The following is a 26,099-nucleotide window of genomic DNA, read 5'->3' as shown; positions in this document are numbered from 1 at the left end:
CTTTGTTGCACAGCTTGCTGAATCTGAGCAGCAACAAATGCTGGTTATCGACTATTAGCTTAGTCGCTGGAGTTGAAATTGATCAAGGTTCTCTTTAGGTATATGAGGTAAACATGGCTGTAGCTGATAGCTTAAAGCCCATTTGATCTATTTTGTGATGAGGAACACCGCCTGCTTGCTGACTATGAAGGAAAGGGTGATTCGATTAGTTTTGAATAAGTGCTTGTAACATGTGCACGAGAAGTGGTGTTGCCCAATCCCCACGCGAGACCTGACCATGATGCCAATCCTTCCAGAAAAGGAAGCTACGTAAAACTGAACGAGTATGACGGTTTTCTTGGCGTTGCTGACTAGTATAAATATTCATTGAGAGAGAACATTGGAAAGCCCTAATGCTATTCTAGCTCCAATTAAGAGGGAGCTTTTTTTATTGCTAATTTTTAGTGCCATGATGTTTTTTCTCGTTTTTAACGAGATGTGGTCTTTAACTTATGTATTGTCTGCCTTTATTGTTCCCACCTCATTTTTTAATCCCCCGCTTGCGGTAGCTATTTGGTTAAGCTATCTTGCTTATGAGCCAATTTTTAGCTTTAATGAGGTTTTTTCTTTATACAAGATTCTTTCTCCTGGTGTTGTCATAGGCTGGCTTGCGCGCCAAGTTTATTTCTTAGATTTTGTTAAATATGATACTGCTTCACTTTTTTGGCTGCTGCAATTTCTTCTGACACCCTTGTTATTTATTGTTGTTGGGAATAACTTTGATAGCTTTATTGCATATCTCTCTCTTTGCATGCTGGTGTTGGTGGCCTTTATTAGCTTCACCTGTTGCCACAATTCTAAGAGAAGTATGCTTGTTGTTTTCTGTGGTATTGTTGTAGCTTCAGTGTCATGTTTGGCTTATGCAGCGTTAATCTACGATGGTGGATGGAGACTAACCCTTACTCCAGGCTGGGGAGGTGGTGTAAGGATAATAGACCAAGTTTTGTCTCTTGGGATTGTATCGCTAAGTGCAATTATTTATGGGGGCAAAAGATATTGGCTGCCATCAAAGTTTGTTTTTTTCATCTTATTATCTCTTCTTTTTACTTTTGTTGCCGGGCTGTTGGCAGTGGTAGCAAGGGGGGCTCTTCTTGGGTTAGTAGCTTTCGTTTTGACTTACTTCTTTGTTAAGCTGGCTGAAACATTTAAGTCGGGAGGTATGAGAAGAATTGGTCTTCTTAAGGGTTTTTTCATTTTGTTGTTTTTCCCTTGTTTGATATTCTATGCTTCTTGGTTTGTTAATAAAACTGTTGCGAATGGTTTGCTTTTTGATAAGATCATGCAAGCTGTAAGTAATCCAGGAGAGAGCCCGCGCTGGGATATCTGGAATTCGATACTATCTTCTGTTCTTCAGGATGGTGCTTTGTTTGGGTTGGGGCTGGTGAATATTGAAAGTGATTCTGGATATTATTCGCATAGCCTTTATGTTTCGATATTGGGAGCGGGAGGTTTCTTGGGTTTAATGTTGTTTTTATTTTTCCTGGCTTTTCATTGCTTTAGGGTTCTTAAAGATACAAATGCTCTGGCCTTATCTGCCACCTCTTACTTTGTAGTTAGTTATGCATTTTCTGGGACTATTTTTAGTAAGACAATTTGGGCGGCGGGGGTTTTGGTTTTGTTGGTAGTGGCTTTTTCTTCTAATAAACTCAGATCAGCCTCTTATTGAAGTGACCCCCTCCATAGCTGCACAGGGTATAGTGCAGCCATCAGAAGGACAGGACGAGCGACGCCCCCCCCCTATCAAACGGTGGGCCGCGAAGTGCAAGGCTGCCGTGGTCATGGACATCTTTAAGGGCAAGAACACAGCAGCTGAGGTGGCTCGCCAGTACGATCTCACCGTCTCCGAGATCGAAGGCTGGATCGATGAGGCCCAGCGCTGTCAACACCGATTAGAACTGTCCACTTTCTACCGATCTAAGATGTCTGATCTTGCCCAACAGCAGTGGACACCTCGTTAAAACAGTACACTGAGACGAGGTGACCCATGGCAAGGCAAGCAGCTTCGATGAAGAAGACCTGTACCCGCTACTCCCAGGACTACAAGGCTGAGGCCCTGGCGCTCGCCGATCGCGTCGGCATCAGTGCTGCCGCCCGAGAGCTTGGTCTCCAGCCCAGCCAGCTCTACCAGTGGCGGACCAAGGCCCAGCAGCAGCAAAGCGCTTCAGCCCGCGAGCAAGCCTTGGCCGACGAGAATGCCCGGCTCAAGCGCCAACTGGCCGAGAAGTCGGAAGAGCTTGAAATCGCAAAAAAAGCCGCGGTGTACTTTGCCAAGAGCCTGAAGTGAAGTACGCCTTCATCCATCAGCATCGTCAGGCATTCAGCATCCAGCGGATGTGCAGGGTTCTCGGGGTCGCTCGCAGTGGCTACTACGCCTGGCGGCAGCGTGACGGTGAACCGTGCCCGAGACGCCGCCAGCAGGCGCTTCTCGACCAGCGAGTGGCCCAGGCCTACGAGCGCCGGAAGGGGCGCTCAGGTGCCCCCGATTGGCGCTGGACTTGGTTGACGATGGTCTGGCGGTGAATCGCAAGACCGTCGCTGCCAGCCTGCGACGCCAGGGGCTTCGCGCCAAGGCGGCGCGCAAGTTCAAGGCGACGACGAACTCGCGACACTCGCTGCCGGTGGCGCCCAACCTGCTGGAGCAAGATTTCACCGCCATGGCGCCGAACGAGAAATGGGTTGGCGACCTCACCTATCTGGCGACCGGTGAAGGATGGCTCTACTTGGCGGTGTTGATCGACCTGTTCTCACGCAAGGTGATCGGTTGGGCGATGAGCAATCGGAAGACCGCCGACCTGGTCGGGGACGCGCTCCAGATGGCGCTGTGGCGCCGTAAGATGCCCAGGAAGGTCATCGTACATTCAGATCGCGGCAGCCAGTACTGTTCGATCCTGTACCAGTCGCTGCTGACCCGGCACGACCTCCAGTGCAGCATGAGTGCCAAAGGCAACTGCTACGACAATGCCTGTGCCGAGAGCTTCTTCCATAGCCTCAAGGTCGAGGCGATCCATGGCGAGCGATTCGAGACCCGGGGCGCCATGCGACGGCAAGTGTTCGAGTACATCGAGATGGACTACAACCGGCAGCGCCGGCACAGTGAGATTGGGATGATCAGCCCGGAGGCCTTCGAGGCCCGAATGATCGCTTAGATCGGTGTCCACGATTGCTGGGTAAGATCACTGCTTGAGCATCGGGTCCCTCCTGATCGCTTCGCTTCACAACCAGAAGGTACCCGGCTTGAGTGGGGGACACCTTATTTCGGTACTCAGGGGACTTTTAGCCTCGGTACTGACAGCAGGCGGAAATGGTTGAAGTTCCCCGGCGAAGCCTGTATTACCGGCCAAAGGTGCGGCCGATAATGGTAGACATTGGACTTAGATTTTTACGGAAAATTGGAAAGTGGGTATTTTCTTGGTGCTGAAATTTCTTGTTTTCTTCATCATCTTTCGATAGCTATTTCAACGGAGTGCTTGGCATGAGAGTGCTTTATTATATATCAAAAGCATTGAAGAAGATCCAGCTTCCTGCAATTACAAGCTCTGAGGTGCATAGAACAGTTAAAATATGCAGTCGAAGCCATGTTGTGCGATCCAGTATTGGAAAATATTCTTATATTGGGAGTGATTGTTCCGTCGTAAATACTCGGATAGGTTCCTTTTGTTCTATAGCTGATAATGTTGTGATAGGCGGTGGGCATCACCCAATAGATTGGGTTTCTAGCTCTCCAGTTTTTTATTCAGGGGCTAATGTATTAAAAAAGAATTTTGCTACGCATGACTTTTCCCCCAACAAAGAAACTGTCATAGGTAATGATGTTTGGCTTGGAAGGAATTCTCTGATTAAGTCCGGCGTTACTATAGGGCATGGTTCGGTGGTAGGCATGGGGGCAGTTCTCACAAAGAGCATAGGCGAGTACGAGGTTTGGGCTGGCAATCCTGCAAAATTTATTCGGAAAAGGTTTTCTGATGAAATTTCTCGCCAGCTCTTGGCTATTCGCTGGTGGGAGTGGGGGGATGATGAAATTGCCGAGAAGTCTTGGATGTTTAATGATGTGCGATACTTTGTTGAGGCTGAGAAAGGCGTATGAAGATACTCCATTTGTGTCTTGCTAGTTTTTATATAGATGGTTTTTCATACCAAGAGAATTTACTTCCTAGGTTTCATAAAGCTCTCGGGCACCAGGTCGAAATACTAGCATCTCTAGACAGTTTTGATAGTTCAGGATACAAGATTGTTGAAAAAAAACGCCCGCCTTATTTTAATGAAGATGGGATAAAGGTTACCCGGCTGGAATATAAAAGAGAGAAAGTTGATAAGAAGTTGAAAAGGTTTGAAGGGGTTTATGAGCAGCTTGTTTCCGCTAAGCCTGACTTGATATTCATGCATGGCTGTCAGTTTTTAGATATTTTTGAAGTTGCGCGTTACCTGAAGAAAAAATCCGATGTAGAGCTGTACGTAGATAATCATGCGGATTTTTCTAATAGTGCAAGAAGCTTTCTTTCTAGGAATGTTTTGCATAGATTGATTTGGCGGCTTTGTGCAAGGTCGATTTTGCCATATGCAAACAAGTTCTTTGGCGTGCTCCCTGCTAGAGTGGATTTTTTAAAGGATGTGTACAAAATTCCTGATGAGAAAGTAGATTTGCTCCTGATGGGGGCAGATGATGACTGCGTAAATCAGTGGAGCCCTGAAAGCAAAAGGGCTCAGGCTCGTCGTGAGCTCCATATAGCTCCAGACGAATTTGTGGTGGTTACCGGAGGGAAAATTGATAGCGAAAAAAAACAAGTTCTTGCTCTGATGAAGGCCATAGGTGATCTGAAAGATCGAAATATAAGGCTTGTTGTTTTTGGGTCCGTAGTTGATGAGTTAAAAGAAGAGTTTGAGAGTCTATGTCAGGAAGCATCAAAGGTTGAATATGTTGGGTGGATAAGTTCTAGTGAGACATATCAATACTTTGCGATGTCTGATCTGGTGGTCTTTCCTGGTAGGCATTCGGTGCTGTGGGAACAGGTCGTCGCTCAAGGCATACCACTGGTCGTTAAATACTGGAAAGGTACGACGCATGTGGATATTGGTGGGAATGTTGTGTTCTTAGAGACTGGCAATCTTTCTGAAATAAAAGAGGTTGTCTCTAAGTGTGTTGATGATAAGGAGTATTACTTTTCTCTAAAGGCCTCCGCTCAGTCTGCAATGAGGGAGGAGTTTTTGTACTCGAAGATCGCATTGAAAAGTATAGGATGTGAGTCTTGATTTATAGGCTGCAGGTGTGTGATGAATAATGATGTTGTTCTTGTTACTGGGGGTACAGGCTCTTTCGGCAAGACCATGGCGAACTACCTACTTGACCATGGCTACCGTGAGATCCGCATCCTGAGCCGTGATGAAGCCAAACAAGAAGAGATGCGGATCGCTTTTGGTCGTCCCGAACTGAAGTTCTATATCGGCGATGTCCGCGATCGGCAGTCGGTCGACAAGGCCATGCGCGGGGTGGATCTGGTGTTCCACGCGGCGGCGCTGAAGCAGGTGCCGTCGTGTGAGTTCTTCCCGCTGGAGGCGGTGAAGACCAACATACAAGGCAGCCAGAACGTGATCGACTCGGCCGTGGAGGCCGGTGCGAAGAGCGTGGTGTGCCTGAGCACCGACAAGGCGGTGATGCCGGTCAACGCCATGGGCATGACGAAGGCGCTCATGGAGAAGACGGCCCAGGCAGCCAGTCGGCAGCTGGGGGAAGGCGAAACCACCGTCTCCTGCGTGCGCTACGGTAACGTGATGTGCTCGCGTGGCTCGGTCATCCCACTGTTCATCAAGCAGATCAAGGAAGGCAAGCCGCTGACCATCACCGAGGCCAGCATGACGCGCTTCATGCTCTCGCTGCCGGATGCCATCGAGCTGGTCAACTTCGCCTTCGAGAATGCACACCAAGGTGACATCTTCATCAAGAAGGCCCCGGCCTGTACGGTCAAGCTGCTGGCCGAGACCCTGCTGGAGATGTTCGATGCCGATAACGAGTTGCGCGTCATCGGCATGCGCCACGGCGAGAAGCTCTACGAGACCCTTGCCAGCCGCGAGGAGCTACGTCGCTCCGAGGACATGGGCGACTACTATCGCGTCAGCTTCGACGATCGCGACCTCAACTACGGCAAGTACTTCACCGAGGGTGACGTGGAAGAGGCCGCTACCGAGGATTACCATTCCCACAACACTTATCAGCTCAACAAGCAGGAGCTCAAGGAGCTGCTGCTGACGCTGCCGGAAGTTCGCGACGCGCTCGAGGCTTGATTCTGCCCGCCAACCTATCTGGAGACTCAATGAAGATCGTCATCACCGGAGCCAATGGGCTGCTGGGCCGGCATATTCATCTACATCTGCGCGCTCGAGACGCCTATCGGGACAAGCTGGTGCTGCTGGATCGGCATGCTTTCAATGATGATGCGACGCTGGCCGATGCCTTGAGAGATGCCGAGTGGGTGATTCACTGCGCCGGCATCAACCGCGACAGCGACGAGAGGGTCGAGTACGGCAATCGTGAGTTGGCCGAGCGATTGACGCAAGTCTTGCAAGGCGTTGGCGCCTCGCCGCATCTGTTCTATGCCAACAGCGTTCAGCGCGACCGTGATGTGGCCTATGGGCGTGGCAAGTTGGCGGCCCACCAGGTGTTTGCCGATTGGTCTGAACGTGGGAGTGGCCGTTATACTGAACTGGTGCTGCCCCATGTGTTCGGCGAGGGAGGGCGCCCCCACTACAACTCGGCGATTCACACCTTCTGCCATCAGCTTGCCCAAGGTGAGGATCTGGCCATCAATGGTGGCGGCCAGGTGGAGCTGCTGCATGCCCAGGATATCGCAGCGGCCATCGTGGCAGCCTTTGAGCGTGGCCAAACCGGCGAGCTGCGCTTGCAGGGGCGCTCGATGAGCGTTGCCGCGGCGGCGGGCAAGCTGGTCGACATGCATCGCAGCTATACCGGCGACGTGATTCCGGATCTGCGTGATGCCTTCGACCTGCAGCTGTTCAATACGCTGCGCTCCTTCCTGTACCCCGGCTACTACCCCAAGGCGCTGAAGCTGCATAGCGATGATCGTGGCGCGCTTTTCGAAGGCGTCAAGAACCGTAACGGTGGTCAGGCGTTTCTTTCTACCACCAAGCCCGGCATTACCCGCGGGAACCATTATCACTTCAACAAGGTAGAGCGCTTCCTGGTGGTGAAGGGCCAGGCGGTGATCCGTATTCGCCACCTCCTGGACGACAAGGTCGAGGAGTTCCACGTCAGCGGCGAGGCTCCGGCCTACGTGGACATGCCGACCCTGCACACCCACAGCATCACCAATACCGGGGAAGAGGAACTGCTCACCCTGTTCTGGAGCCACGAGATCTTCGACCCGGATAACCCGGATACCTATTTCGAGCCGGTGCTTGGCCAATAAGCGAGCTAGCCAATGAAAGTCATGACCATTCTGGGCACTCGCCCCGAGATCATTCGCCTGTCGCGCGTGATGGCCGCTCTCGATCAAGTGGTGGACCACAAGATCGTGCACACCGGCCAGAATTATGATTACGAGCTGAACGATGTCTTCTTCGAGGAGCTGGGCGTGCGGCGCCCGGATCACTTCCTCAACGTGGATACCTCATCGTTGGGGCGTAGCCTGGGCGAGATCCTGATCAAGACCGAGCAGGTGCTGCTGGAAGAAAGGCCCGATGCCGTGCTGGTGCTGGGTGACACCAACAGCGCCATCGCCACGTTGATGGCCAAGCGCATGAAGATTCCCACCTACCATATGGAGGCCGGGAATCGCTGCTTCGATGCCAATGTGCCGGAGGAGATCAACCGCAAGATGGTTGACCACCTGGCCGATTTCAACCTGGTGTACACCGAGCACGCCCGACGCCATCTGATCAGTGAAGGGCTCTCGCATCGCTTTGTCTATCTGACCGGCTCGCCGATGCGCGAGGTACTGGAACAGATACTGCCCAGGATCGAGCAGTCCAGGGTGCTGGAGACCCTGGAACTGGAAGCCGGCAAGTACTTCATCGTCAGCGTGCACCGGGAAGAGAACGTCGACAGCCGCGATAGCCTGCGTGAGGTGGTCGAAGCGTTGCAAGCGCTGCATGAGCGTTACGGCTACCCGGTGGTGGTGTCGACGCACCCGCGCACGCGCAATCGCCTCGAGAAGCTGGGATTGGCCGAGGACAGCGAGGCTATCCGCTTCCTCAAGCCGTTCGGCTTCCTGGATTACAACCACCTGCAGATGCACGCTTTCTGCGCCATTTCGGATAGCGGCACCATCAGCGAGGAAGCGTCGATCCTGGGCTTCCCGGCGGTGACGCTGCGTCGTTCCATCGAGCGGCCCGAGGCGCTGGACACTGGCGCCATCGCGCTCACCGGGCTCGACAAGGAAGTGCTGGTGGATGGAGTGCGGATCGCGACGGCGTCGCGTGAGGTATTTTCCGGCACCGAGCGCGAGATTCCCGAAGAGTATCGGGTGCGCAACACCTCGGAGCGCGTGGTCAGGCTGATCACCGGCACCGCCAAGCTGGCCAACCGCTGGCGCAACATGGATGAGTTCAGCCGCTATGACTGGAGTTAAGGGCCAGTACGCGGGCGAGACTCTGGCTGCCGAGAGCGTGCAGCCGCGGAAGATCCTGGCCGTTCACCGCTATTACTGGCCCGACACGCCACCTTATGCGGCCATGCTGCGTCGGATCGTGGCCGCTTGGCAGGATGTTGGACATCAGGTAGAGGTGCTGTCGTCACAGCCTTCCTATAAAGAGGGGCTCGATAACGAGCGCCGTCCAGCGCGCGATAGCGTCGATGGGATCGCCGTGGATCGCATGGCGCTGCCTAACGAGACGTCACGGCCGTTGGTGCGGGTCGTCAATGCCCTGCGTTTAGGGGCCAAGCTGCTGTGGAAAGCTGTCACGCGGCGGTATGACGTCATCATGATTTCCACGGCACCCCCTGTACTGGGGGGAGTGGCCGCGGCATTGGCCTCCAGGCTCTCCGGTGCGCGCTTCATCTATCACTGCATGGATATTCATCCGGAGGTCGGGAAAGTTTCCGGAGAGTTCGCCAACCCGCAGGTGTTTCGCGTACTGAGCAAGTTGGATCAGTGGGCATGTCGCCAGGCTGATCCCGTCGTCGTGCTGTCGCAGGATATGGCGAATACTCTGCGTGAACGCCCCGCCGGAGAACAGCTGTCGATCCGGGTGCTGAATAACTTCAGCCTTCCTGCCGAACGACCAATCCCGGATGAGCTGCCGTTCGACTGGCCAGCCGAGGCGTTTACCGTGCTGTTTGCGGGTAATGTGGGCCGGTTCCAGGGACTCGAAACCGTCGTGGAAGCCATGGGGAGCCTCCAGCATCGAGACGATATCGCGTTCGTGATGATGGGGGAGGGTGTGGCCAAGAGCGCCCTGCAAGAGAGAGCGGCCGAGCTTGGGGCGCGCATCCACTTTGTTGGCCATCAGCCGGTGGAGGTTGCCAAGGCGGCGATGCGGCGAGCCGACGCCGGCTTTGTCAGCCTGACGGCAGATATCTACCGCTATGCCTATCCCAGCAAGACCATGACCTATCTGGAGCAGGGATGCCCCCTGATCGTTGCCGTGGAGCCTGAAAGTGAGCTCGCCTCGGAGGTAGTAGCGGGGGGCTATGGTCATGCGATACCACCGGGGAATAGCGCTGCTTTGGTGGAGCTGCTGGAGAAGCTAGCGGAGGATGGCGATGTCACCTCACGAATGAAAGTGAAAGCCAAGGCAAAGGCCCAGCAGGCCTTCTCCGAAGAGGTCGTGTTAGCGGAGTGGGGCAACCTGCTGCAGCAAGAGGAGAGAGGCAAGGCGTGATAGCCAATAATGTCATCATCATCGGGGCTCCCCGAAGCGGTACTAATATGCTTCGGGATGTGCTTTGCCAGTTCGACGGGGTGGCTACCTGGCCATGTGACGAGATCAATTATCTTTGGCGACACGGTAACGTGCGTTACCCCTCCGATGAGATACCCGCTGAACGTGCTACCCCCGCCGTGCAGGCCTATATGCAGAAGCAATTCGATTGGGTCGCGAATCGCTATCGGGCCCATACCGTCGTCGAGAAGACCTGCGCCAATAGTCTACGGGTGCCCTTCGTGGATCGCGCCGTGCCGGGGGCCAAGTATGTCTACATCCATCGCGATGGCATCGATACCACCGGTTCCGCCAAGCTTCGCTGGCAGGCCAAGCTGGATATTCCCTACTTGCTTGAGAAGGTGCGGTTCGTCCCCCTGACGGATCTACCCTATTACGGCACGCGCTACCTGTGGAGCCATGTTTATCGGTTGCTTTCGCGAGAAAAACGTCTGGCGTTCTGGGGGCCGGCACTGGACGATATGCCGGAGCTACTGGAGCGGTATAGCCTGAACGAGGTCTGTGCCTTGCAGTGGCAGCGTTGTGTCGAGAACGCGGAAAGGGCTTTCGCCGAGATGCCTCAGGATAAGGTGATTCGCGTTCGCTACGAGGACTTCGTGCGTGAACCCCAAGAGCAGTTGTCCAGGATCGTGGACTTCCTGGGGCTCGAGGTTCCCGCCGATGCCATCCGTGAGGCCGTTTCGAGCGTGTCCAGCAAGAGTATTGGCAAGGGGCGTGCCTCGCTGGAAGAAGCTGAAGTGACGCGACTGGAATCCCTGGTAGGAGAGACACTGGATCGTTATGGCTACCGTGCTTGAACGTGAGGGACTGGATGCCGGTCAGGCGGCCATCAAGCGTGCCTTCGACCTGGTGGTGTCGGCCATCGGTCTGGTGCTGAGCGGTTGGCTGATTCTGCTAGCCTGGCTGGCCGCCAGCTGGGATACCCGCAGCAACGGATTCTTCGTGCAGCGGCGGGTGGGCAAGGATGGTCGTCTGTTTCGGGTGGTCAAGATCAAGACCATGAGGCCCAGCCGTGAGCTGAGTACCACGGTGACCCGCTCCGGGGATCCGCGCATCACTCCCCTCGGGCGTTTCTTCCGCAAGGCCAAGATCGACGAGCTGCCCCAGCTGTGGAACGTGCTGCTGGGTGACATGAGCTTCGTTGGCCCCCGGCCGGACGTTCCCGGCTTCGCCGACCGGCTGACGGGAGAGGAACGCCGGCTCTTGAGCATCCGCCCTGGCATCACCGGCCCGGCGACGCTCAAGTATCGCAACGAGGAAGAGCTGCTGGCCGCGGCGGAAGACCCGGAAGCCTACAACCGTGAGGTGATCTGGCCCGACAAGGTGCGTATCAACCTCGACTATATCCAACATTGGAGCCTCGGCCGAGATCTGCGGTACATCTGGCAGACGATAGCTGGCTCAAAATCAAGCGTTTAGCATGATGGCAGAATGGTGATCACGCAATATATTGCGCTCCTACAGGTTGATACCGACTTAGGTGGTTGAATGCTGAATGGACCCTTTTCCCCCTGGCCTTCCTTTACCGAGGAAGAAGCCCAGGCGGTGCAGCGCGTGCTGCTTTCCAACAAGGTGAACTACTGGACCGGTACCGAAGGTCGTGAATTCGAGCGTGAATTCGCGGCCTTCGCGCAAACGGATTATGCCATCGCCGTCGCCAATGGCACCACGGCGCTGGACCTTGCCCTAAAAGGGCTGGGGATCGGCGAAGGCGAGGGCAGGGGGCGAGACGAGGTGATCGTCACCTCACGTACCTTCCTGGCCTCGGCCTCCAGCATCGTCACCGCCGGGACGGTGCCGGTGTTTGCCGATGTGGATCGTGATTCCCAGAACATCACCGCTGAGACGGTGGCCGAGAAGATCACCCCCAACACTCGGGCGATCCTCGCCGTGCATCTTGCGGGCTGGCCCTGCGAGATGGATGCGTTGATGGCCTTGGCAGAGCGGCATGGCCTCTGTGTGATCGAGGACTGCGCCCAGGCCCATGGCGCCACCTATCGGGGGCGCAGCGTGGGTAGCATCGGCCACGCGGGCTGCTGGTCCTTCTGTCAGGACAAGATCATGACCACCGGCGGCGAGGGCGGCATGGTCACGACCAACGACGAAGCCCTGTGGCGCCGGATGTGGGCCTACAAGGATCACGGCAAGAGCTGGAATGCCGTCTACGAGCGTGAACATCCGCCGGGCTTTCGGTGGTTGCACGAGAGCTTCGGCACCAACTGGCGGCTCACCGAGATGCAGGCCGCCATCGGGCGGATTCAGCTTGCGCGCATGCCCGAGTGGAAGGCCGCCAGGCAGGCCAATGCCCAACGGATCTGGCAAACGGCCGCCGAATGCCAGGGGCTGCGGGTACCGGCCATCCCCGAGCATATCGAGCATGCCGCCTACAAGTGCTACGTGTTCGTCGAGCCCGAGCGGCTCGAAGATGGCTGGGATCGGGATCGCATCCAACAGGAAATCGTTGCCCGCGGCGTACCTTGCTTCTCGGGCTCCTGTTCCGAGGTCTATCGCGAGAAGGCCTTCGATGGTACGGAGTGGCGGCCCGATAAGCCGCTGCCCGTTGCGCGTGAGCTGGGCGAGGCCAGCCTGATGTTCCTTTGCCACCCTACGCTTACCGAGGCAGAGATCGACAAGACGTGTGACGTGTTGCGAGAGGTGATGGACGAGGCGACCGGGTATAACGCCGGATGAGAATCTTGTCATTGGGCCAGGGGCTGCTGGGTCGATTGAAGGGCGAGATGGCGCTGGCGCTGGGGCGAACCTTCCTGGCGAGGGGGATCGCGGCCCTGGGAAGCCTGGCCTTGGTGGTCGTGCTGGGGCGGCTCTACGGTGCGGCAGGGGTGGGCGTCTATGCGTTGGCACACAGCCTTTTGATGGGGGCCGCCATCCTGGCCCGCTTCGGTATGGATAACGCGCTGATGCGTTACGTGGGTGAGTCGCCTGATTCCTCCCATGTGATGCGCTACCTGTATTGGGCATGTCGCAGGGCGCTGGTTCTCAGTATCGTATTGGCCCTGGCCATCTTCTTCGGGCGTGGTGTGCTGGTGCGGACGTTCGGGACCGTGGGGTTGGCCGAGGTGCTGGTGGGCATCGCCGTCGCTACGCCCGCCTTTACCCTGGGGTTCTTGTTCTCCGGCTTCTTCAAGGGCATTCGCAAACCGGCCACGGCCTGCCTGCTGGAGAATGGTTCGGTCGCATTGCTGGCGGGCGGGCTGGTGATGGTGCTGCATCAATATACTCAGGAGACCAGGCTCGCGGTCATTGGCTGGGCCTATGCCGGTGCCGCCTGGCTGGTGCTGGGGCAGGGCATCTGGCAGCTCTGGCGCTGGTGGCGTCGACAGAGCTGGTCGGCCCGAGATGAGAATTCGCCGCCAAGTGTTGGCCGGCACCAGTTCGATGCCTCTTCCCGTGCATTCTTCGTCATGAGCCTCGCCAGATTCATGCAGGCCGTGCTGAGTATCATGGTGGCCGGCTGGTTGCTGAGTGAAGCGGGGCTCGGTCTGTTCAAGACCTCACAACAGACAGGCGTTCTGATTGGCTTCATCTTGATCGTCATCAATGCGATCTTTCCACCACGCTTCGCCAGCCTGTACAGGGAAGGCAATATCTCGGCCCTCGGCCGCCTGGCGCGACAGGGCGCCCTGCTGGGCATAGCGATCGCCGCGCCCCTGTTGCTGGTGTGTCTGCTGGTGCCGGGCTGGGTGTTGGGGCTGTTCGGCAGCGAGTTTCCCCAGGCGGCGCCTCTGCTGCGGATCATCGCCTTGGCCCAGTTGGTCAATGTGGCGACCGGCTCGGTGGGCTTCCTGCTCAACATGACGGGGCATGAGACCCTGATGCGTAATATCGCGCTGATCTGCAATGCCATTGGGCTGTCGATGTTCTTCGTGCTGATTCCGCTGTTCGGCCCGCTGGGGGCGGCCATGGCGCTGGCCTTCGTGCTGGTGGTGCAGAACCTTGTTGCGCTGTATTTCGTGTGGCGCAAGCTGGGAATCTGGACCCTGCCCTTGCCCAATGTGTTGAGCGGGCTGGGCATATCGCCCGAAGTGGATGGAGCGTCGTTGGCAAGCAAGGAAAGTCGTTACTGATGGGAGGAGGGGCATACCTGACGCTGGCCACGGTGCTGGCGGTGCTCGTCACGCTGGTGACGACCCGCATCGCGCCGGATGTGGTGCTGATGGCGGCGCTGGCCGTGCTGGTGGTGAGCGGTATCCTGACCCCCGGCGAGGCCCTGGTCGGGTTTTCCAACCCCGGGGTGATGACTATCGCTACCCTCTATGTAGTGGCGGCCGGCCTCAAGGAGACGGGGGCCATCCAGTGGATCGCCCATGGCCTGCTGGGCCGGCCGAAACGACTGCGCCGGGCGCAGTTGCGGGTGTTGCTGCCGTCTGCGGGGCTGAGCGCCTTTATGAACAACACCACGGTGGTGGCGATGTTCATTCCCGCTATCCAGGAGTGGGCCAGCCGACTCAAGCTGCCGCCTTCCAAGCTGCTGATGCCGCTGAGCTACGCCGCCATCCTGGGCGGCACCTGCACGCTGATCGGCACCAGCACCAACCTGGTGGTGGATGGCCTGCTGCAGACCGAGCGCGGCCTGTCGCTTTCGATGTTCGAGCTGGCCTGGGTGGGCGTGCCGCTATTGATGGTGGGCGGCGTCTTCCTGATGCTATTCGCCGACCGGCTGCTGCCCAACCGCCGGGGTGTGCTGGAACAGTTGGAGCAGGCGCGGGAATATGCGGTGGAGGTGGTGGTGGCCGCCAAGGGCCCGCTGGTGGGCAAGTCGATCGCCGATGCGGGCCTGCGTAGCCTCAGCCATGGCTACCTGGCCGATATCGAGCGCCATGGCCGTCTGCTCACCGCGGTGCCGCCAGAGACCGAGCTGCAGGCCGGCGATGTGCTGGTGTTCATCGGCGCCCCTGAGTGTGCCCGGGAGCTGCGGCGCATCCATGGCCTGCGCCCCGCCAACGGCGACGTGCACAAGCTGGACATCGACCATCACCGGCGCTGCCTGGTGGAGGCGGTGATCGGGCCGGACTTCGCCGGTCTGGGCCAGACGGTGCGGGAATCGCGCTTTCGCTCGCGCTACCAAGCGGTGATCCTGTCCATCTCGCGCCATGGGCAACGGCTGCCCGGCAAGCTGGGCGACATTCGCCTGCAGGTGGGCGATACCCTGCTGCTGGAAGCCGCCCAGGACTTCGTCGACCAGTACCGCTACCGCAAGGACTTCCTGCTGGTAAGCGGGCTGAACGACTCCACGCCGCCGGACTTCCGCAAGGCTCCGCTGGCGATTACCATCCTGGGGGCGATGGTGACGGCCAGTGCCAGCGGGTGGCTGAGCATCCTCGAGGCCGCGCTGCTGGCCGGCGGGGCCATGCTGGTGACCCGCTGCGTGCCGGCGAGCAAGGCGCGGCGCTACCTCGACCTGACCGTGCTGATCGTGATCGCCGCCTCCTTCGCCCTGGGAGCGGCCATGGCCAAGACCGGCGCCGCCGCCCAGATCGCCCAGTGGCTGCTGCTGATCGACGGCCTGGCCCCCTGGACGGCGCTGGCGGTGATCTACGCGATGACGGTGATCTTCACCGAGCTGATCACCAACAACGCCGCTGCGGTGCTGATGTTCCCCATCGCCATGGCGGTGGCCGAGCAATTGGGCGTCAACGAACTACCCTTCGCCGTGGCGATCATGTTCGCCGCCTCGGCGAGCTTCATGACCCCGCTGGGCTACCAGACCAACCTGATGGTGCTGGGGCCCGGCGGCTATCGTTTTCTCGACTACCTGCGCCTCGGCGCCCCGCTGAGCCTGATCGTCGGTGTCACGGCGGTGGGGTTGATACCGGTGGTGTGGCCCTTCTGACCGCTTCGCGGTCAGAGAGCTGGAAGCTTGAAGCCGGAAGCTTGAAGAAAACCCTCTTGAGTCCGGCCTTTGGGCATGATTTTGACCTTGGGGTTTCTTCCAGCTTCTAGCATCCAGCCGCGAAGCGGCGCTCTTCGAGCTTATTTGGAAAGGAGTTTCTTTTGACCAATTTCGTAACTGACGATCTGCGTTCCCGCTTGATCGAGGGCGTGCATGCCGCGGGTCGTGAGGTGATGGCCGTGTATCGGCGTGACTTCGATGTGGAAACCAAGGCCGATGAGAGCCCGCTGACCGAGGCGGACATGGCGTCGCATCATGCCCTGGTGGCGCTGCTCGAGGCGGCGACACCGGAGGTGCCGATCCTCTCCGAGGAGTCCGGCGAGATACCCTTCGAGACCCGCCGGGGCTGGGAGCGCTACTGGCTGATCGATCCGCTGGACGGTACCAAGGAGTTCATCAAGAAGAACGGTGAATTCACCCTCAACGTCGCGCTGATCGAAGACGGCGTGCCGGTGTTCGGCATCGTGCATGCCCCTGCACTGGGGGAGGCCGGCATCAGCTGGGTGGGGCAGGCAGGGCAAGGCGCCTTCAAGCTCGAGGGGACTACCCGCACGCCGATTCGGGTGCGCGCGCTTCCCGCCGAAGGCCGCGAGCCCTGGAAGGTGGTGGGCAGTCGCCGCCACGGAGCCGAGACCTTCGAGGCCTTCTGTGCCGGCCTGCCGGCCCACGAGTGCGTGTCCATGGGCAGTTCGCTGAAGCTGTGCCTGGTCGCCGAAGGCGCCGCCGATCTCTATCCGCGCCTCGCGCCCACCTGCGAGTGGGACACCGCCGCCGCCCAGGCCGTGGTCACCGCCGCCGGCGGCCAGGTGCTGAATGCCGAGACCCTCGAGCCGCTGCGTTGCAACCAGCAGGACAGCGTGCTCAATCCGTTCTTTATCGTTTGCGGGCAGCGGGATGAGCGCTGGGAAGGGGCGCTCCGCGCGAGCCTGAAGCCGGAAGCTTGAAGAAACCCCAAGGTCAAAACCATGCCCTAAAGCGGGGCTCCAGTGGGTTTTCTTCTAGCTTAAGCCCGCGAAGCGGGCGTTCTTCCAGCTTTTAGCTCCCGGCGAAGCCGGGGACTTCCAGCTTTCGGCTTCTAACTTCCAGCTCTCCCAATTGAACCAATATTCCCGGATATTCTATGACCGAGATTACCCCCGAACGCCAGACCCACCTCAAGCAGCTCGAGGCGGAGTCGATCCATATCATCCGTGAGGTGGCGGCGGAGTTCCGCAACCCGGTGATGCTGTATTCGATCGGCAAGGACTCCTCGGTGATGCTGCACCTGGCGCGCAAGGCCTTCTATCCCGGCGTGCCGCCGTTCCCGCTGATGCACGTCAATACCACCTGGAAGTTCCGCGAGATGATCGAGTTTCGCGACCGCATGGCGCGGGAAGCCGGGATGGAGCTGATCGAGCACATCAACGAGGAGGGCCGGGCCGCGGGGATCAATCCCTTCGACCACGGCAGCGCCAAGTACACCGACGTGATGAAGACCCAGGCCCTCAAGCAGGCCCTGGATAAGCACGGCTTCGACGCCGCCTTCGGCGGGGCGCGTCGCGACGAGGAGGCCAGCCGCGCCAAGGAGCGGGTGTTCTCCTTCCGCGACAAGCACCACCGCTGGGACCCCAAGAGCCAGCGCCCGGAGCTGTGGAACGTCTATAACGCCAAGGTGGGCAAGGGCGAGTCGATTCGCGTCTTCCCGCTCTCCAACTGGACCGAGCTGGATATCTGGCAGTACATCTACCTGGAATCCATCCCCATCGTGCCGCTGTACTTCTCCGCGCCGCGCCCGGTGGTGCAGCGCGACGGCATCGAGATCATGGTTGACGACGACCGCCTGCCGCTGGAAGACGGCGAAGTGCCGGAAGAAAAATGGGTACGCTTCCGCACCCTCGGCTGCTATCCGCTGACCGGCGCGGTGGAGTCGAAAGCCACCACCCTGCCCGAGATCATCCAGGAGATGCTGCTGACCCGGACCAGCGAGCGCAGCGGACGGGCGATCGATCACGATCAGGCCGGCTCGATGGAGCGTAAAAAACGAGAAGGATACTTCTGAGCTACGGGCTACGGGCTACGGGCTATGGGCTACGGGCTACGGGCTACGGGCTACGGGCTACGGGCTACGGGCTAACGGGCTACGGGCTACGGGCTACGGGCTGCGGGCTACGGGCTAACGGGCTAACGGGCTACGGGCTGCGGGCTACGGGCTACAATGTTGCTCGAAGCTCGAAGCTCGAAGCTCGAAGCTCGAAGCTCGAAGCTCGAAGCTCGAAGCTCGAAGCCGACAAGGAGGTCTTATGCGCCACGAACAAATGGAAGTCTGGCAGCGTAGTAAACAGCTCAGTGTTGAGGTTTATCGAGAATTGAAAGGCTTGCGAGATTTTGGCTTCAAGGACCAGATCACTCGCTCCGCCTTATCTATCCCGAGTAATATTGCCGAAGGCTTCGAGCGATTCACGGAAAAGGAAAAATTCCGCTTCGTTTCGATCGCCAAGGGATCATGCGGGGAATTTGCTACCCAGGCGATTATTGGTATCGAGGTCGGGTACATCCCTGAGCCCATTGGTCAACGGTGGCGCCAGGAAGCCATGCTGCTCTCCCGAATGCTTGGCTCATTGCTCAATTCGCTTTCCCATTCCCCGCATAAATGACCAACGAACTTTCAGGTTGGCACAGGCTGCTCGGAGCCCGAGGCCCGGAGCTCGCAAGCTTGTGCCACCCTCCAAGGAGACATCACTGTGTCGCATCAATCGACATTGATCTCAGACGACATCGAAGCCTACTTGAAAGAGCATGAGCAAAAAGACCTCCTGCGCTTCATCACCTGCGGCAGCGTCGACGACGGGAAGTCGACGCTGATCGGGCGGTTGCTGCACGATTCGAAGATGATCTACGAGGATCAGCTGGCGGCGATTACCCAGGCGTCGAAGACGGCGGGGACCACCGGGGATGAGGTGGATCTGGCGCTGCTGGTGGATGGCCTGCAGTCGGAGCGGGAGCAAGGCATCACCATCGACGTGGCGTATCGGTTCTTCTCCACCGATCGGCGCAAGTTCATCATCGCCGACACGCCGGGCCATGAGCAATACACCCGCAACATGGCCACTGGCGCCTCCACCGCCAGCCTGGCGGTGATCCTGGTCGATGCGCGCCACGGGGTGCAGACCCAGACTCGGCGGCACAGCTTCATCGCCGACTTGCTGGGCATCCAGCACCTGGTGGTGGCGATCAACAAGATGGACCTGGTGGACTATAGCCAGGAACGCTATGAGGAGATCGTCGCCGAGTATCGCGAGATCGCCGAGAAGCTCGGGGCGCGGGACATTCGCTTCGTGCCGCTCTCGGCGCTCAAGGGCGACAACGTGGTCAACAAGAGCGAGGCGATGCGCTGGTACCAGGGGCCGGCCCTGCTCGAGTTGCTGGAGCACGTCGAGGTCAGCCATGACCAGAACCTGCGCGACCTGCGCCTGCCGGTGCAGTACGTCAATCGGCCTCACCTGGATTTCCGCGGCTACGCCGGCACCCTGGCGGCCGGGGTACTGACGCCGGGCCAGACCGTCCGCGCGCTGCCTTCCGGCAAGGTGTCCACCGTCGAGCGCATCGTCACCTTCGACGGTGACCTCGAGACGGCCTACCCGGGGCAGGCGATCACCGTCACCCTGGCAGACGAGATCGATATCTCCCGGGGCGACTGGCTGGTCGCCAAGGACGACGAGGTGCCGCTGGCCACGCGCTTCGAGGCCGACATCGTGTGGATGCACGAGACGGCCCTCGAGCCGGGGCGGCTCTATGACCTCAAGCTCGCCACCCGCGACGCCGCCGGCAAGGTCTCGGCGATCGACTACCAGGTCGACGTCAATACCCTCGAGCAGCGCCACGCCGACCACCTGGACCTCAACGCCATCGCCCGTTGCCGGGTGGAGCTGACGGCGCCGGTGCCGGTGGACGACTACCGCACCAGCCCCGGGACCGGCAGCTTCATCGTCATCGACCGGCTCTCCAACATCACCGTGGGGGCGGGTATGATCCACCGGCCGCTGGAGAGCGAGCTGCCCTACGAGTTCCGCGAGCACGACAGCAAGGCCAGCGTGGTATGGAACCGCACCAGCGTGACCCAGGCCATGCGCGAGCGGCTCAACGGCCATGCCGGCAAGTGCGTGTGGTTCACCGGCTATTCCGGCTCCGGCAAGTCGACCCTGGCCAATGCCCTGGAAGTAGAGCTCAATCGCCGCGGCTACCACACCATGCTGCTGGACGGTGATAACATCCGCCATGGCCTGTGCAAGGACCTGGGGATGGGCGAGGCCGACCGGGCCGAGAACATCCGCCGGGTCGGCGAGGTGGCGCGGCTGTTCGCCGAGGCGGGCGTCATCGTGATCACCGCCTTCATCTCGCCGTTCCGCGCCGACCGTGACGCGGCCCGGGCGCTGTTCGACGACGGCGACTTCGTCGAGGTGCACGTGGACACGCCGCTGGACATCTGCGAGCAGCGCGATCCCAAGGGGCTCTACCAGAAGGCCCGGGAAGGGCGAATCCGCGACTTCACCGGGATCAACAGCCCCTACGAGGTGCCGTCCGCCCCGGAGGCCAGCGTGAATACCGAGCGCCTGTCGCAGCAGGACATCATCATGCAGCTGATGAAGCTGCTCTGAACCAGGAGTGTTCGGCCGGGCACCGTTGTGGCGCCCGGCCGACCGAGGGATGCAGGCATGACGCGATCTGACAGGATGCACCGGCGCTTCGCCAGCATGAGCCGGGCCAGGAAGCGCCTGCTGATGGTGGCCGCCGACCTGGTGGCGCTGCCGCTGGCGCTGTGGTCGGCCTATGCATTGCGCCTGGCCGAGTGGTGGCCGGCGCGCTTCATCGAGCCCTACTGGTGGCTATTCCTAGTGGTGTCGCCGGTGGGGGTGTTCGTGTTCGCCCGGCTGGGGCTCTACCGCGCCGTGGTGCGCTTCATGGGGCCCCAGGCGTTGTGGGCGGTAGTCAAGGGCGCGGTGTTGCTGGCGCTGATGATGTGGGCGGCGGCCTTCTTCTATGGCTGGGAGAGCTTTCCGCGCTCGGTGCCGGTCAACTTCGCCCTGGTGACCCTGGTCTACGTGGGCGGCACCCGGCTGCTGGTGCGCAGCTACTATCACTGGCTGAGTCGCCATTTTGCCCAGAAGGAGCCGGTGGCCATCTACGGCGCCGGCGGCGCCGGGGCCCAGTTGGCGATGGCGCTCTCCAGCGGGCGCGAGTTCGTGGTGACCGCCTTCCTCGACGACGACCCGACGCTGTGGGGCAGCACCATCAAGGGCGTGAAGGTGCTGGAACCGGCATCGATCGCCGATATCGTCGCACGCCAGGGGCTGAAGCGCGTGCTGCTGGCGATGCCCAACGCCACCAAGGCCCAGCGCAAGCGGGCCCTGGACCAGCTGACGGACCTGCCGGTGCACGTGCAGACGGTGCCGTCGATGCCGGAGATTGTCTCCGGCGAGGCCAGCGTCGACCAATTGCGCGAGGTGGATCTCGAGGACCTACTGGGGCGGGATCCGGTGCCGCCGGACGAGTCGCTGGTGGACGCCAGCATCCGCGGCAAGGTGGTGATGGTGACCGGCGCCGGCGGCTCGATCGGCAGCGAGATGTGTCGCCAGGTGATGCGCGGCGGCCCCCGGGCCCTGGTGCTCTACGAGATCAGCGAGTACGGGCTCTACGCCATCGACCAGGAGCTGGAGGCGCTGAAGCGCGACATGGGCGCGGACTTCCCGATCTACCCGCTGCTGGGCAATGTCTGTGACCGAGAGCGGATGGAGGCGACGCTGCGCCGCTACGCGGTCGACACCCTCTACCATGCCGCCGCCTACAAGCACGTGCCGATCGTCGAGCACAATGTGCTGGAAGGCGTACGCAATAACGTGCGCGGTACCCGGGTGGTGGCGGAGAGCGCCGCCAGGGCGGGCGTGGAGCGCTGCGTGCTGATCTCCACCGACAAGGCGGTGCGCCCCACCAACGTGATGGGTGCGACCAAGCGCATGGCCGAACTGGTGCTGCAGGACCTGGCGGTGCGCCACGGCGACCAGGGGGAGCATCGCACCATCTTCTCCATGGTGCGCTTCGGCAACGTGCTGGGCTCCAGCGGCTCGGTGATCCCGCTGTTCCGTCGCCAGATCGAGCAGGGCGGGCCGGTGACCGTGACCCATCCCGAGATCACCCGCTACTTCATGACCATCCCGGAGGCGGCGCTGCTGGTGATCCAGGCGGGCTCCATGGCCGCCGGCGGGGACGTGTTCGTGCTGGACATGGGCGATCCGGTGAAGATCGTCGACCTGGCCCGGCGGATGATCCGGCTGACCGGCCTGGAGGTCCGCGACGAGGCCCATCCGGGGGGCGACATCGAGATCGCCTTCAGCGGGCTGCGCCCCGGCGAGAAGCTCTACGAGGAGCTGCTGATCGGCGAGAACGTGGTCGGCACCTCGCATCCCAAGATCATGCGCGCCCGGGAGGCGGTGCTGCCCGCCGAGACGCTCGGCGAGTTGCTCCAGGCGCTGCACGAGGCCGAGGCGCGCCTGGACAGCCACCAGGCCTGCGAGACGCTCAAGCGGGGCGTGGATGGCTTTTCCCATGGCAGCGGGCTGTGCGACCTGCTGGGCCCCCTGCCGACGGAGGCGGGCCAGGCCGCCGAGGTGGTGTCGCTGGACGTGAGGGGAACGGCCCGCTAGAAGCGGCCAGTGGCGGGGTGAAGCCGGGATCAGCCGGGCGTACGGGGGCGATATCGGCCTACTGCCCGGGCGGAATTCTGGTAGCATGCTCCGCCATTTCCATCGCGATGCAGGCAGTCGAGCACCTTGGGCCACGTTCCTTCCCCCGATATCAGAGTCGTCCGCCAGTTCCCCGAGCGCGGCTTCCCGACTGCCCTGCTATGGCTGGGGCTTGCCGCCACCTTCCTGTACGCCACCGGGCGGCTGGCCTGGCCGGATATCGGCCAGAAGGCCGGTACCGTCATGGCCCTGCTGGGGTTGTTCGCCGTGCTGCGCTGGGGGCGGGGGCTGCGCGCCTCGGCCCCGTTATGGCTATTGCTGGCGATCGTGCTCTCGCAGCTGCTGACCTGGGGGCTCGGCTACCTTCACCATCCCCAGTGGCTGCCGGACAACCCCGAGCTGGACCGCATGGCCAAGTGGTTCCTGTTCATCGGCATGGCCTGGTGGCTGGGCGGTAGCACCCGCCTGACCCTATGGACCTGGGCCCTCGCCGTGCCCGGGCTGTTGCTGGCGGCCTGGCTGGAGGGCCAGGGCTGGCAGAGCTGGCAGCGCGGGCTGGATGGTAGCCGGGTGGATTTCGGCATCCACAATGCCCAGCATGCGGCGATGCTGTTCGGCGTCGCGGCAATGGGCCTGGCCTGCTTCGCCCCGCGTGCCCTGGCCGCCGGGCGCTGGGCCTGGGGCCGGCGGCTGGCCTGGGGCGCGATGCTGGTCGCCTGCCTGGTGGGGGTCGTGGTGACCCAGACCCGGGGTGTCTGGCTGGCCTTGCTGGCGGCGCTGTTGGTCGTGCTGCTGGCCTGGGCCTGCCTTGCCGGCCTGGCCAGGGCCGGGAAGGGGAGCGGCCGGCGTCGTTTCTGGGCCGGGGCGCTGGCCGCGTCGCTGGTGGTCTCGAGCCTGGGGGCGTTCTTCCACGATACCGTCGAGCGCCGGGCGCTCGCCGAGCGGGCGGTGGTGGTCAGCGCCTTGCAGGGCGACTGGGAGAATGTGCCCTATTCCAGCGTCGGTGTTCGCCTCCATTCCTGGCGTGCCGCCCTGGAGTGGATCGCCGAGCGCCCCCTCGTCGGCTGGGGAGGCGAGGGGCGAAGCCTGGTCATGGAGGAAACCGAGTGGTTGCCCACCCACATTCGCCAGCGCTTCGGCCACCTGCACAATACCCTGCTGGAGGTGCTCGTCGGCTATGGGCTGCTGGGCGCCGGCGTGATCGCGGTGCTGGCGGCCTGGGTCGCCCGGGGCACCTGGCTGGCCTGGCGGGGCGGGGCGATGCCCGGGGACATGGCCCTGTTCGGCGCCGGCTTCTTCGTCTTCTTCATGATCGCCAACCAGTTCGAGTCCTACCTGGCGTTCTGGTCCGGCGGCTATGCCTTCACCCTGGTCATGGGCGGGTTGGTGACCCATATCTGGCGCTGGCAGGCGCACAGCGGCCGGCCCGTGCTGGGGCGTCGTACGGATAGGTCAAGCGGATGAGAACCCTGGTCGTGGTGCGCTCCCTCAAGATGGGGGGCATGGAACGCGTGGCGGTCAACCTGGCCGATGCCTTCGCCGAGGCGGGCTACGAGAGCCACCTGCTCAGCCTGCGGGAGGTCGCAAGGCCGTTGGCCCCCGAACGCGACGATGTGCATGTGCATCGCCTGAACCTGCGCTGGTGGAGCCGGCTGACGGGCATCGGGCTGCTGCTGGAGCTGCTGGCGCGACTGGTGCTCAACCCGCTCATGAAGCGCTCGCTGTTCATCGGCACCGGCGTGATGGGTGGCTGGGTCTTCCGGCGCTGGCTGCGCCGGGTCGAGCGGTACCACGGCCGGTTCGACCGGATCGTGTTTCGCGGCATCGGCACCTTCGAGCTCGTCTGGAGCTTCCGCGACGAGCGGGCCCGCTACGTGCTGGAGAACATCTTCCACCAGGGCAGGCGAACCGCCCGGCGTCGGGCGCAGTCGCGGTTGCTGTTCCATGGTCGCCACCTGGTGGCGGTCTCCCGAGGCGTGGCCGAAAGCGCCGAGAGGGCGCAGGCGGCGTGGGGGTTCGAGCCGCGCTCCCTGGAGGTCATCCCGAATCCGTGTCCGATCGATGGCATCCGCCGCGCCATGCGGGAAGCGGAGGCCGACCTGCCGGACGCGCCCTATCTGGTCAACGTGGCGCGCCTGGTGCCGGCCAAGGACCATGCCTTGCTGCTGCGCGCCTATGCTCGCTCCGGCGTGAGCCTGCCCCTGGTGCTGGTGGGGGATGGCCAGGAGCGCGATCACCTCGAGGCGTTGGCCCGGGAGCTGGGGATTGCCGAGCGGGTGGTCTTCGCCGGCCAACGGGCCAACCCCTATCCCTGGATGCGCCATGCCCGCCTGTTCGTGCTCAGCTCCCGCTTCGAGGGCATGGGCATCGTGCTCTTCGAGGCGCTGGCCTGTGGCACCCCGGTGCTGAGTGTCGATTGTCCCGGTGGCATTCGCGAGATCCTCAAGGGCGAGCTGGAGGACTGCATTACCCCCCACAGCGTCGACGGCCTGGCCGAGGGCATTCGCCGGGCGGTGGCCCGGGACAAGCCGCCGATCGAGGAGGCCTGGCTGGATGACTTCCGGCCGGCCCGTGTGGCGCAGGCCTTCATCGACTCGGGACAGTCGGTGGAGTCGGCATGAGACAGGAACCCATCTCACTCGTGGCCGGTCGCCGCGTTCCCCTGGCGCCCGCCGGCGACCCGGCCTTCGTGCCCCTGTATGACGATCGGCTGCGCTGGCGCGTGATGCGTGCACGCTGGCAGGTGGCCGTTCGCGATGGCCTCCAGGCCCATCTGGCGGGGCCGGTCGAGCGCGGCCTGCTCGCCTGGTGGGCGAGACGGTGGCCTGGGGCCGGGCGACTCGAGCGGCTGGGGCTGCCGCGCCGCGCCGTCGAGGCGCGCCTGGGCGAGGCCCTGGTGCTGCATGTCGATCCGCGCCAACTGATCCGCAGCACCGACTGGCGAGGCTATCCCCATCGGGAACGCCCGTCGTCCAACCACTTCATCTGGGACGGCGACTGGGACCTGCGGCGCGGCGACCTGCGTTTCAGCTCGCGCTATCGCTTCATCAGCGACCTCGACGAGCATCGCCATGACCTGAGGCACAGCGAGCGCTTCGGGGCGCTGCGGGATCGGCTCCGGGACGGCCGGCCCTGGTCGTCGCACCAGCAAGGCGTGATGCTGGATTCCGATGAGCGGATCCTGCTGTACCTGAAGGTATACCTCAGCTTCCTCGACGACATGGCGGCCCGCGGCTTCGATGCCAGCCGCGGCAAGGACGAACTCGGGGTGGCCGTCAGCCGCGAGGGGCGACTGATCAAGATCAATCGCGGCCTGCATCGGCTGGCCATGGCCCAGCGCCTGGGCCTGCCGTCGGTGCCGGTGCGCGTGAAGGCGGTGCATCGCGACTGGTGGCACGACGTCACCCGTGGGAGCGAAGGCGGCGATGCCCTGGACCGGTTGCGCCATGCCCTTCAGGCTTGCCGGCCCGAAACCGCCCCGGGAGCGCGGGATCCGATGGCCTACCCCGAAGGCTTCACATGGCCCAGGCCTCGATAGAGGG

Annotated in this window: 21 protein-coding genes and 1 pseudogene; all 22 read left to right on the top strand. The window is 61.1% G+C overall.

Annotation, left to right across the window (positions count from 1 at the left end):
• Window positions 1–379 precede the first annotated feature (379 nt).
• The 22 genes and pseudogenes from QC818_RS03960 (at window position 380) to QC818_RS03860 (ending at window position 26,095) form a co-directional block, all read left to right on the top strand.
• Entirely contained in the window at window positions 380–1,705 is a 1,326-nt protein-coding gene (locus QC818_RS03960; RefSeq protein ID WP_309651543.1) for a hypothetical protein, read from the top strand.
• A gap of 1 nt (window position 1,706) precedes the next feature.
• Window positions 1,707–1,997, top strand: a complete 291-nt coding sequence (locus QC818_RS18370; protein ID WP_374710051.1) for a DUF1153 domain-containing protein — start codon at window positions 1,707–1,709, stop codon at window positions 1,995–1,997.
• A 26-nt stretch (window positions 1,998–2,023) separates the two neighbouring features.
• Window positions 2,024–3,182 (top strand): annotated as a pseudogene (locus QC818_RS03955) (transposase); the annotation flags it as partial.
• A gap of 329 nt (window positions 3,183–3,511) precedes the next feature.
• Complete coding sequence (locus tag QC818_RS03950; RefSeq protein ID WP_309651542.1) at window positions 3,512–4,123, top strand: CatB-related O-acetyltransferase; 612 nt, start codon at window positions 3,512–3,514, stop codon at window positions 4,121–4,123.
• Window positions 4,120–5,286 carry a glycosyltransferase family 4 protein gene (locus QC818_RS03945; RefSeq protein WP_309651541.1) on the top strand — a complete coding sequence of 389 codons (1,167 nt, stop codon included), beginning with the start codon at window positions 4,120–4,122 and terminating at the stop codon, window positions 5,284–5,286. The genes QC818_RS03950 and QC818_RS03945 overlap by 4 nt, the downstream gene beginning before the upstream one ends.
• A gap of 21 nt (window positions 5,287–5,307) precedes the next feature.
• The gene (locus QC818_RS03940; protein WP_309651540.1) at window positions 5,308–6,315 is read left to right on the top strand and encodes an SDR family NAD(P)-dependent oxidoreductase; all 1,008 of its coding nucleotides are present in this window, start codon (window positions 5,308–5,310) and stop codon (window positions 6,313–6,315) included.
• 29 nt (window positions 6,316–6,344) lie between these two features.
• Window positions 6,345–7,457, top strand: coding sequence for a polysaccharide biosynthesis C-terminal domain-containing protein (locus tag QC818_RS03935; RefSeq protein ID WP_309651539.1), 1,113 nt, complete (start codon window positions 6,345–6,347; stop codon window positions 7,455–7,457).
• A gap of 12 nt (window positions 7,458–7,469) precedes the next feature.
• Window positions 7,470–8,618 (top strand): non-hydrolyzing UDP-N-acetylglucosamine 2-epimerase, encoded by a 1,149-nt coding sequence (gene wecB / locus QC818_RS03930; RefSeq protein ID WP_309651538.1) that lies wholly within the window; start codon window positions 7,470–7,472, stop codon window positions 8,616–8,618.
• Entirely contained in the window at window positions 8,590–9,870 is a 1,281-nt protein-coding gene (locus QC818_RS03925) for a glycosyltransferase family 4 protein (protein ID WP_309651537.1), read from the top strand. Before wecB ends, QC818_RS03925 begins: the two co-directional genes overlap by 29 nt.
• A complete protein-coding gene (locus tag QC818_RS03920) occupies window positions 9,867–10,727 on the top strand; it encodes a sulfotransferase family protein (protein ID WP_309651536.1) in 861 nt (286 codons plus the stop codon). Before QC818_RS03925 ends, QC818_RS03920 begins: the two co-directional genes overlap by 4 nt.
• The gene (locus tag QC818_RS03915) at window positions 10,711–11,349 is read left to right on the top strand and encodes a sugar transferase (protein ID WP_309651535.1); all 639 of its coding nucleotides are present in this window, start codon (window positions 10,711–10,713) and stop codon (window positions 11,347–11,349) included. The genes QC818_RS03920 and QC818_RS03915 overlap by 17 nt, the downstream gene beginning before the upstream one ends.
• A 69-nt stretch (window positions 11,350–11,418) precedes the next feature.
• Entirely contained in the window at window positions 11,419–12,621 is a 1,203-nt protein-coding gene (locus QC818_RS03910) for a DegT/DnrJ/EryC1/StrS family aminotransferase (protein WP_309651534.1), read from the top strand.
• Between the two features lie 5 nt (window positions 12,622–12,626).
• Window positions 12,627–14,015, top strand: a complete 1,389-nt coding sequence (locus tag QC818_RS03905) for a lipopolysaccharide biosynthesis protein (RefSeq protein WP_309651533.1) — start codon at window positions 12,627–12,629, stop codon at window positions 14,013–14,015.
• Complete coding sequence (locus QC818_RS03900) at window positions 14,015–15,781, top strand: SLC13 family permease (protein WP_309651532.1); 1,767 nt, start codon at window positions 14,015–14,017, stop codon at window positions 15,779–15,781. The genes QC818_RS03905 and QC818_RS03900 overlap by 1 nt, the downstream gene beginning before the upstream one ends.
• A gap of 161 nt (window positions 15,782–15,942) precedes the next feature.
• Window positions 15,943–16,785, top strand: coding sequence for a 3'(2'),5'-bisphosphate nucleotidase CysQ (gene cysQ, locus QC818_RS03895; protein ID WP_309651531.1), 843 nt, complete (start codon window positions 15,943–15,945; stop codon window positions 16,783–16,785).
• Between the two features lie 176 nt (window positions 16,786–16,961).
• On the top strand, window positions 16,962–17,879 hold the full coding sequence (gene cysD / locus QC818_RS03890; protein WP_309651530.1) for a sulfate adenylyltransferase subunit CysD: 918 nt from the start codon (window positions 16,962–16,964) through the stop codon (window positions 17,877–17,879).
• Window positions 17,880–18,120: 241 nt separating this feature from the next.
• Window positions 18,121–18,474, top strand: a complete 354-nt coding sequence (locus QC818_RS03885) for a four helix bundle protein (RefSeq protein ID WP_309651529.1) — start codon at window positions 18,121–18,123, stop codon at window positions 18,472–18,474.
• A gap of 87 nt (window positions 18,475–18,561) precedes the next feature.
• On the top strand, window positions 18,562–20,475 hold the full coding sequence (cysN, locus tag QC818_RS03880) for a sulfate adenylyltransferase subunit CysN (RefSeq protein WP_309651528.1): 1,914 nt from the start codon (window positions 18,562–18,564) through the stop codon (window positions 20,473–20,475).
• Window positions 20,476–20,532: 57 nt separating this feature from the next.
• Window positions 20,533–22,518, top strand: coding sequence for a polysaccharide biosynthesis protein (locus QC818_RS03875; RefSeq protein ID WP_309651527.1), 1,986 nt, complete (start codon window positions 20,533–20,535; stop codon window positions 22,516–22,518).
• 126 nt (window positions 22,519–22,644) lie between these two features.
• On the top strand, window positions 22,645–24,021 hold the full coding sequence (locus QC818_RS03870) for an O-antigen ligase family protein (protein WP_309651526.1): 1,377 nt from the start codon (window positions 22,645–22,647) through the stop codon (window positions 24,019–24,021).
• Entirely contained in the window at window positions 24,018–25,178 is a 1,161-nt protein-coding gene (locus tag QC818_RS03865) for a glycosyltransferase (protein WP_309651525.1), read from the top strand. Before QC818_RS03870 ends, QC818_RS03865 begins: the two co-directional genes overlap by 4 nt.
• Window positions 25,175–26,095, top strand: a complete 921-nt coding sequence (locus tag QC818_RS03860; protein ID WP_309651524.1) for a hypothetical protein — start codon at window positions 25,175–25,177, stop codon at window positions 26,093–26,095. The genes QC818_RS03865 and QC818_RS03860 overlap by 4 nt, the downstream gene beginning before the upstream one ends.
• The last annotated feature ends 4 nt before the right edge of the window (window positions 26,096–26,099 follow it).

Origin of the sequence: Halomonas koreensis, assembly GCF_031451675.1 — a bacterium.
GTDB lineage: Bacteria > Pseudomonadota > Gammaproteobacteria > Pseudomonadales > Halomonadaceae > Halomonas > Halomonas koreensis.
Note: the sequence above shows the minus strand (reverse complement) of the source record. Positions and strands in the feature narration are given on the sequence as shown.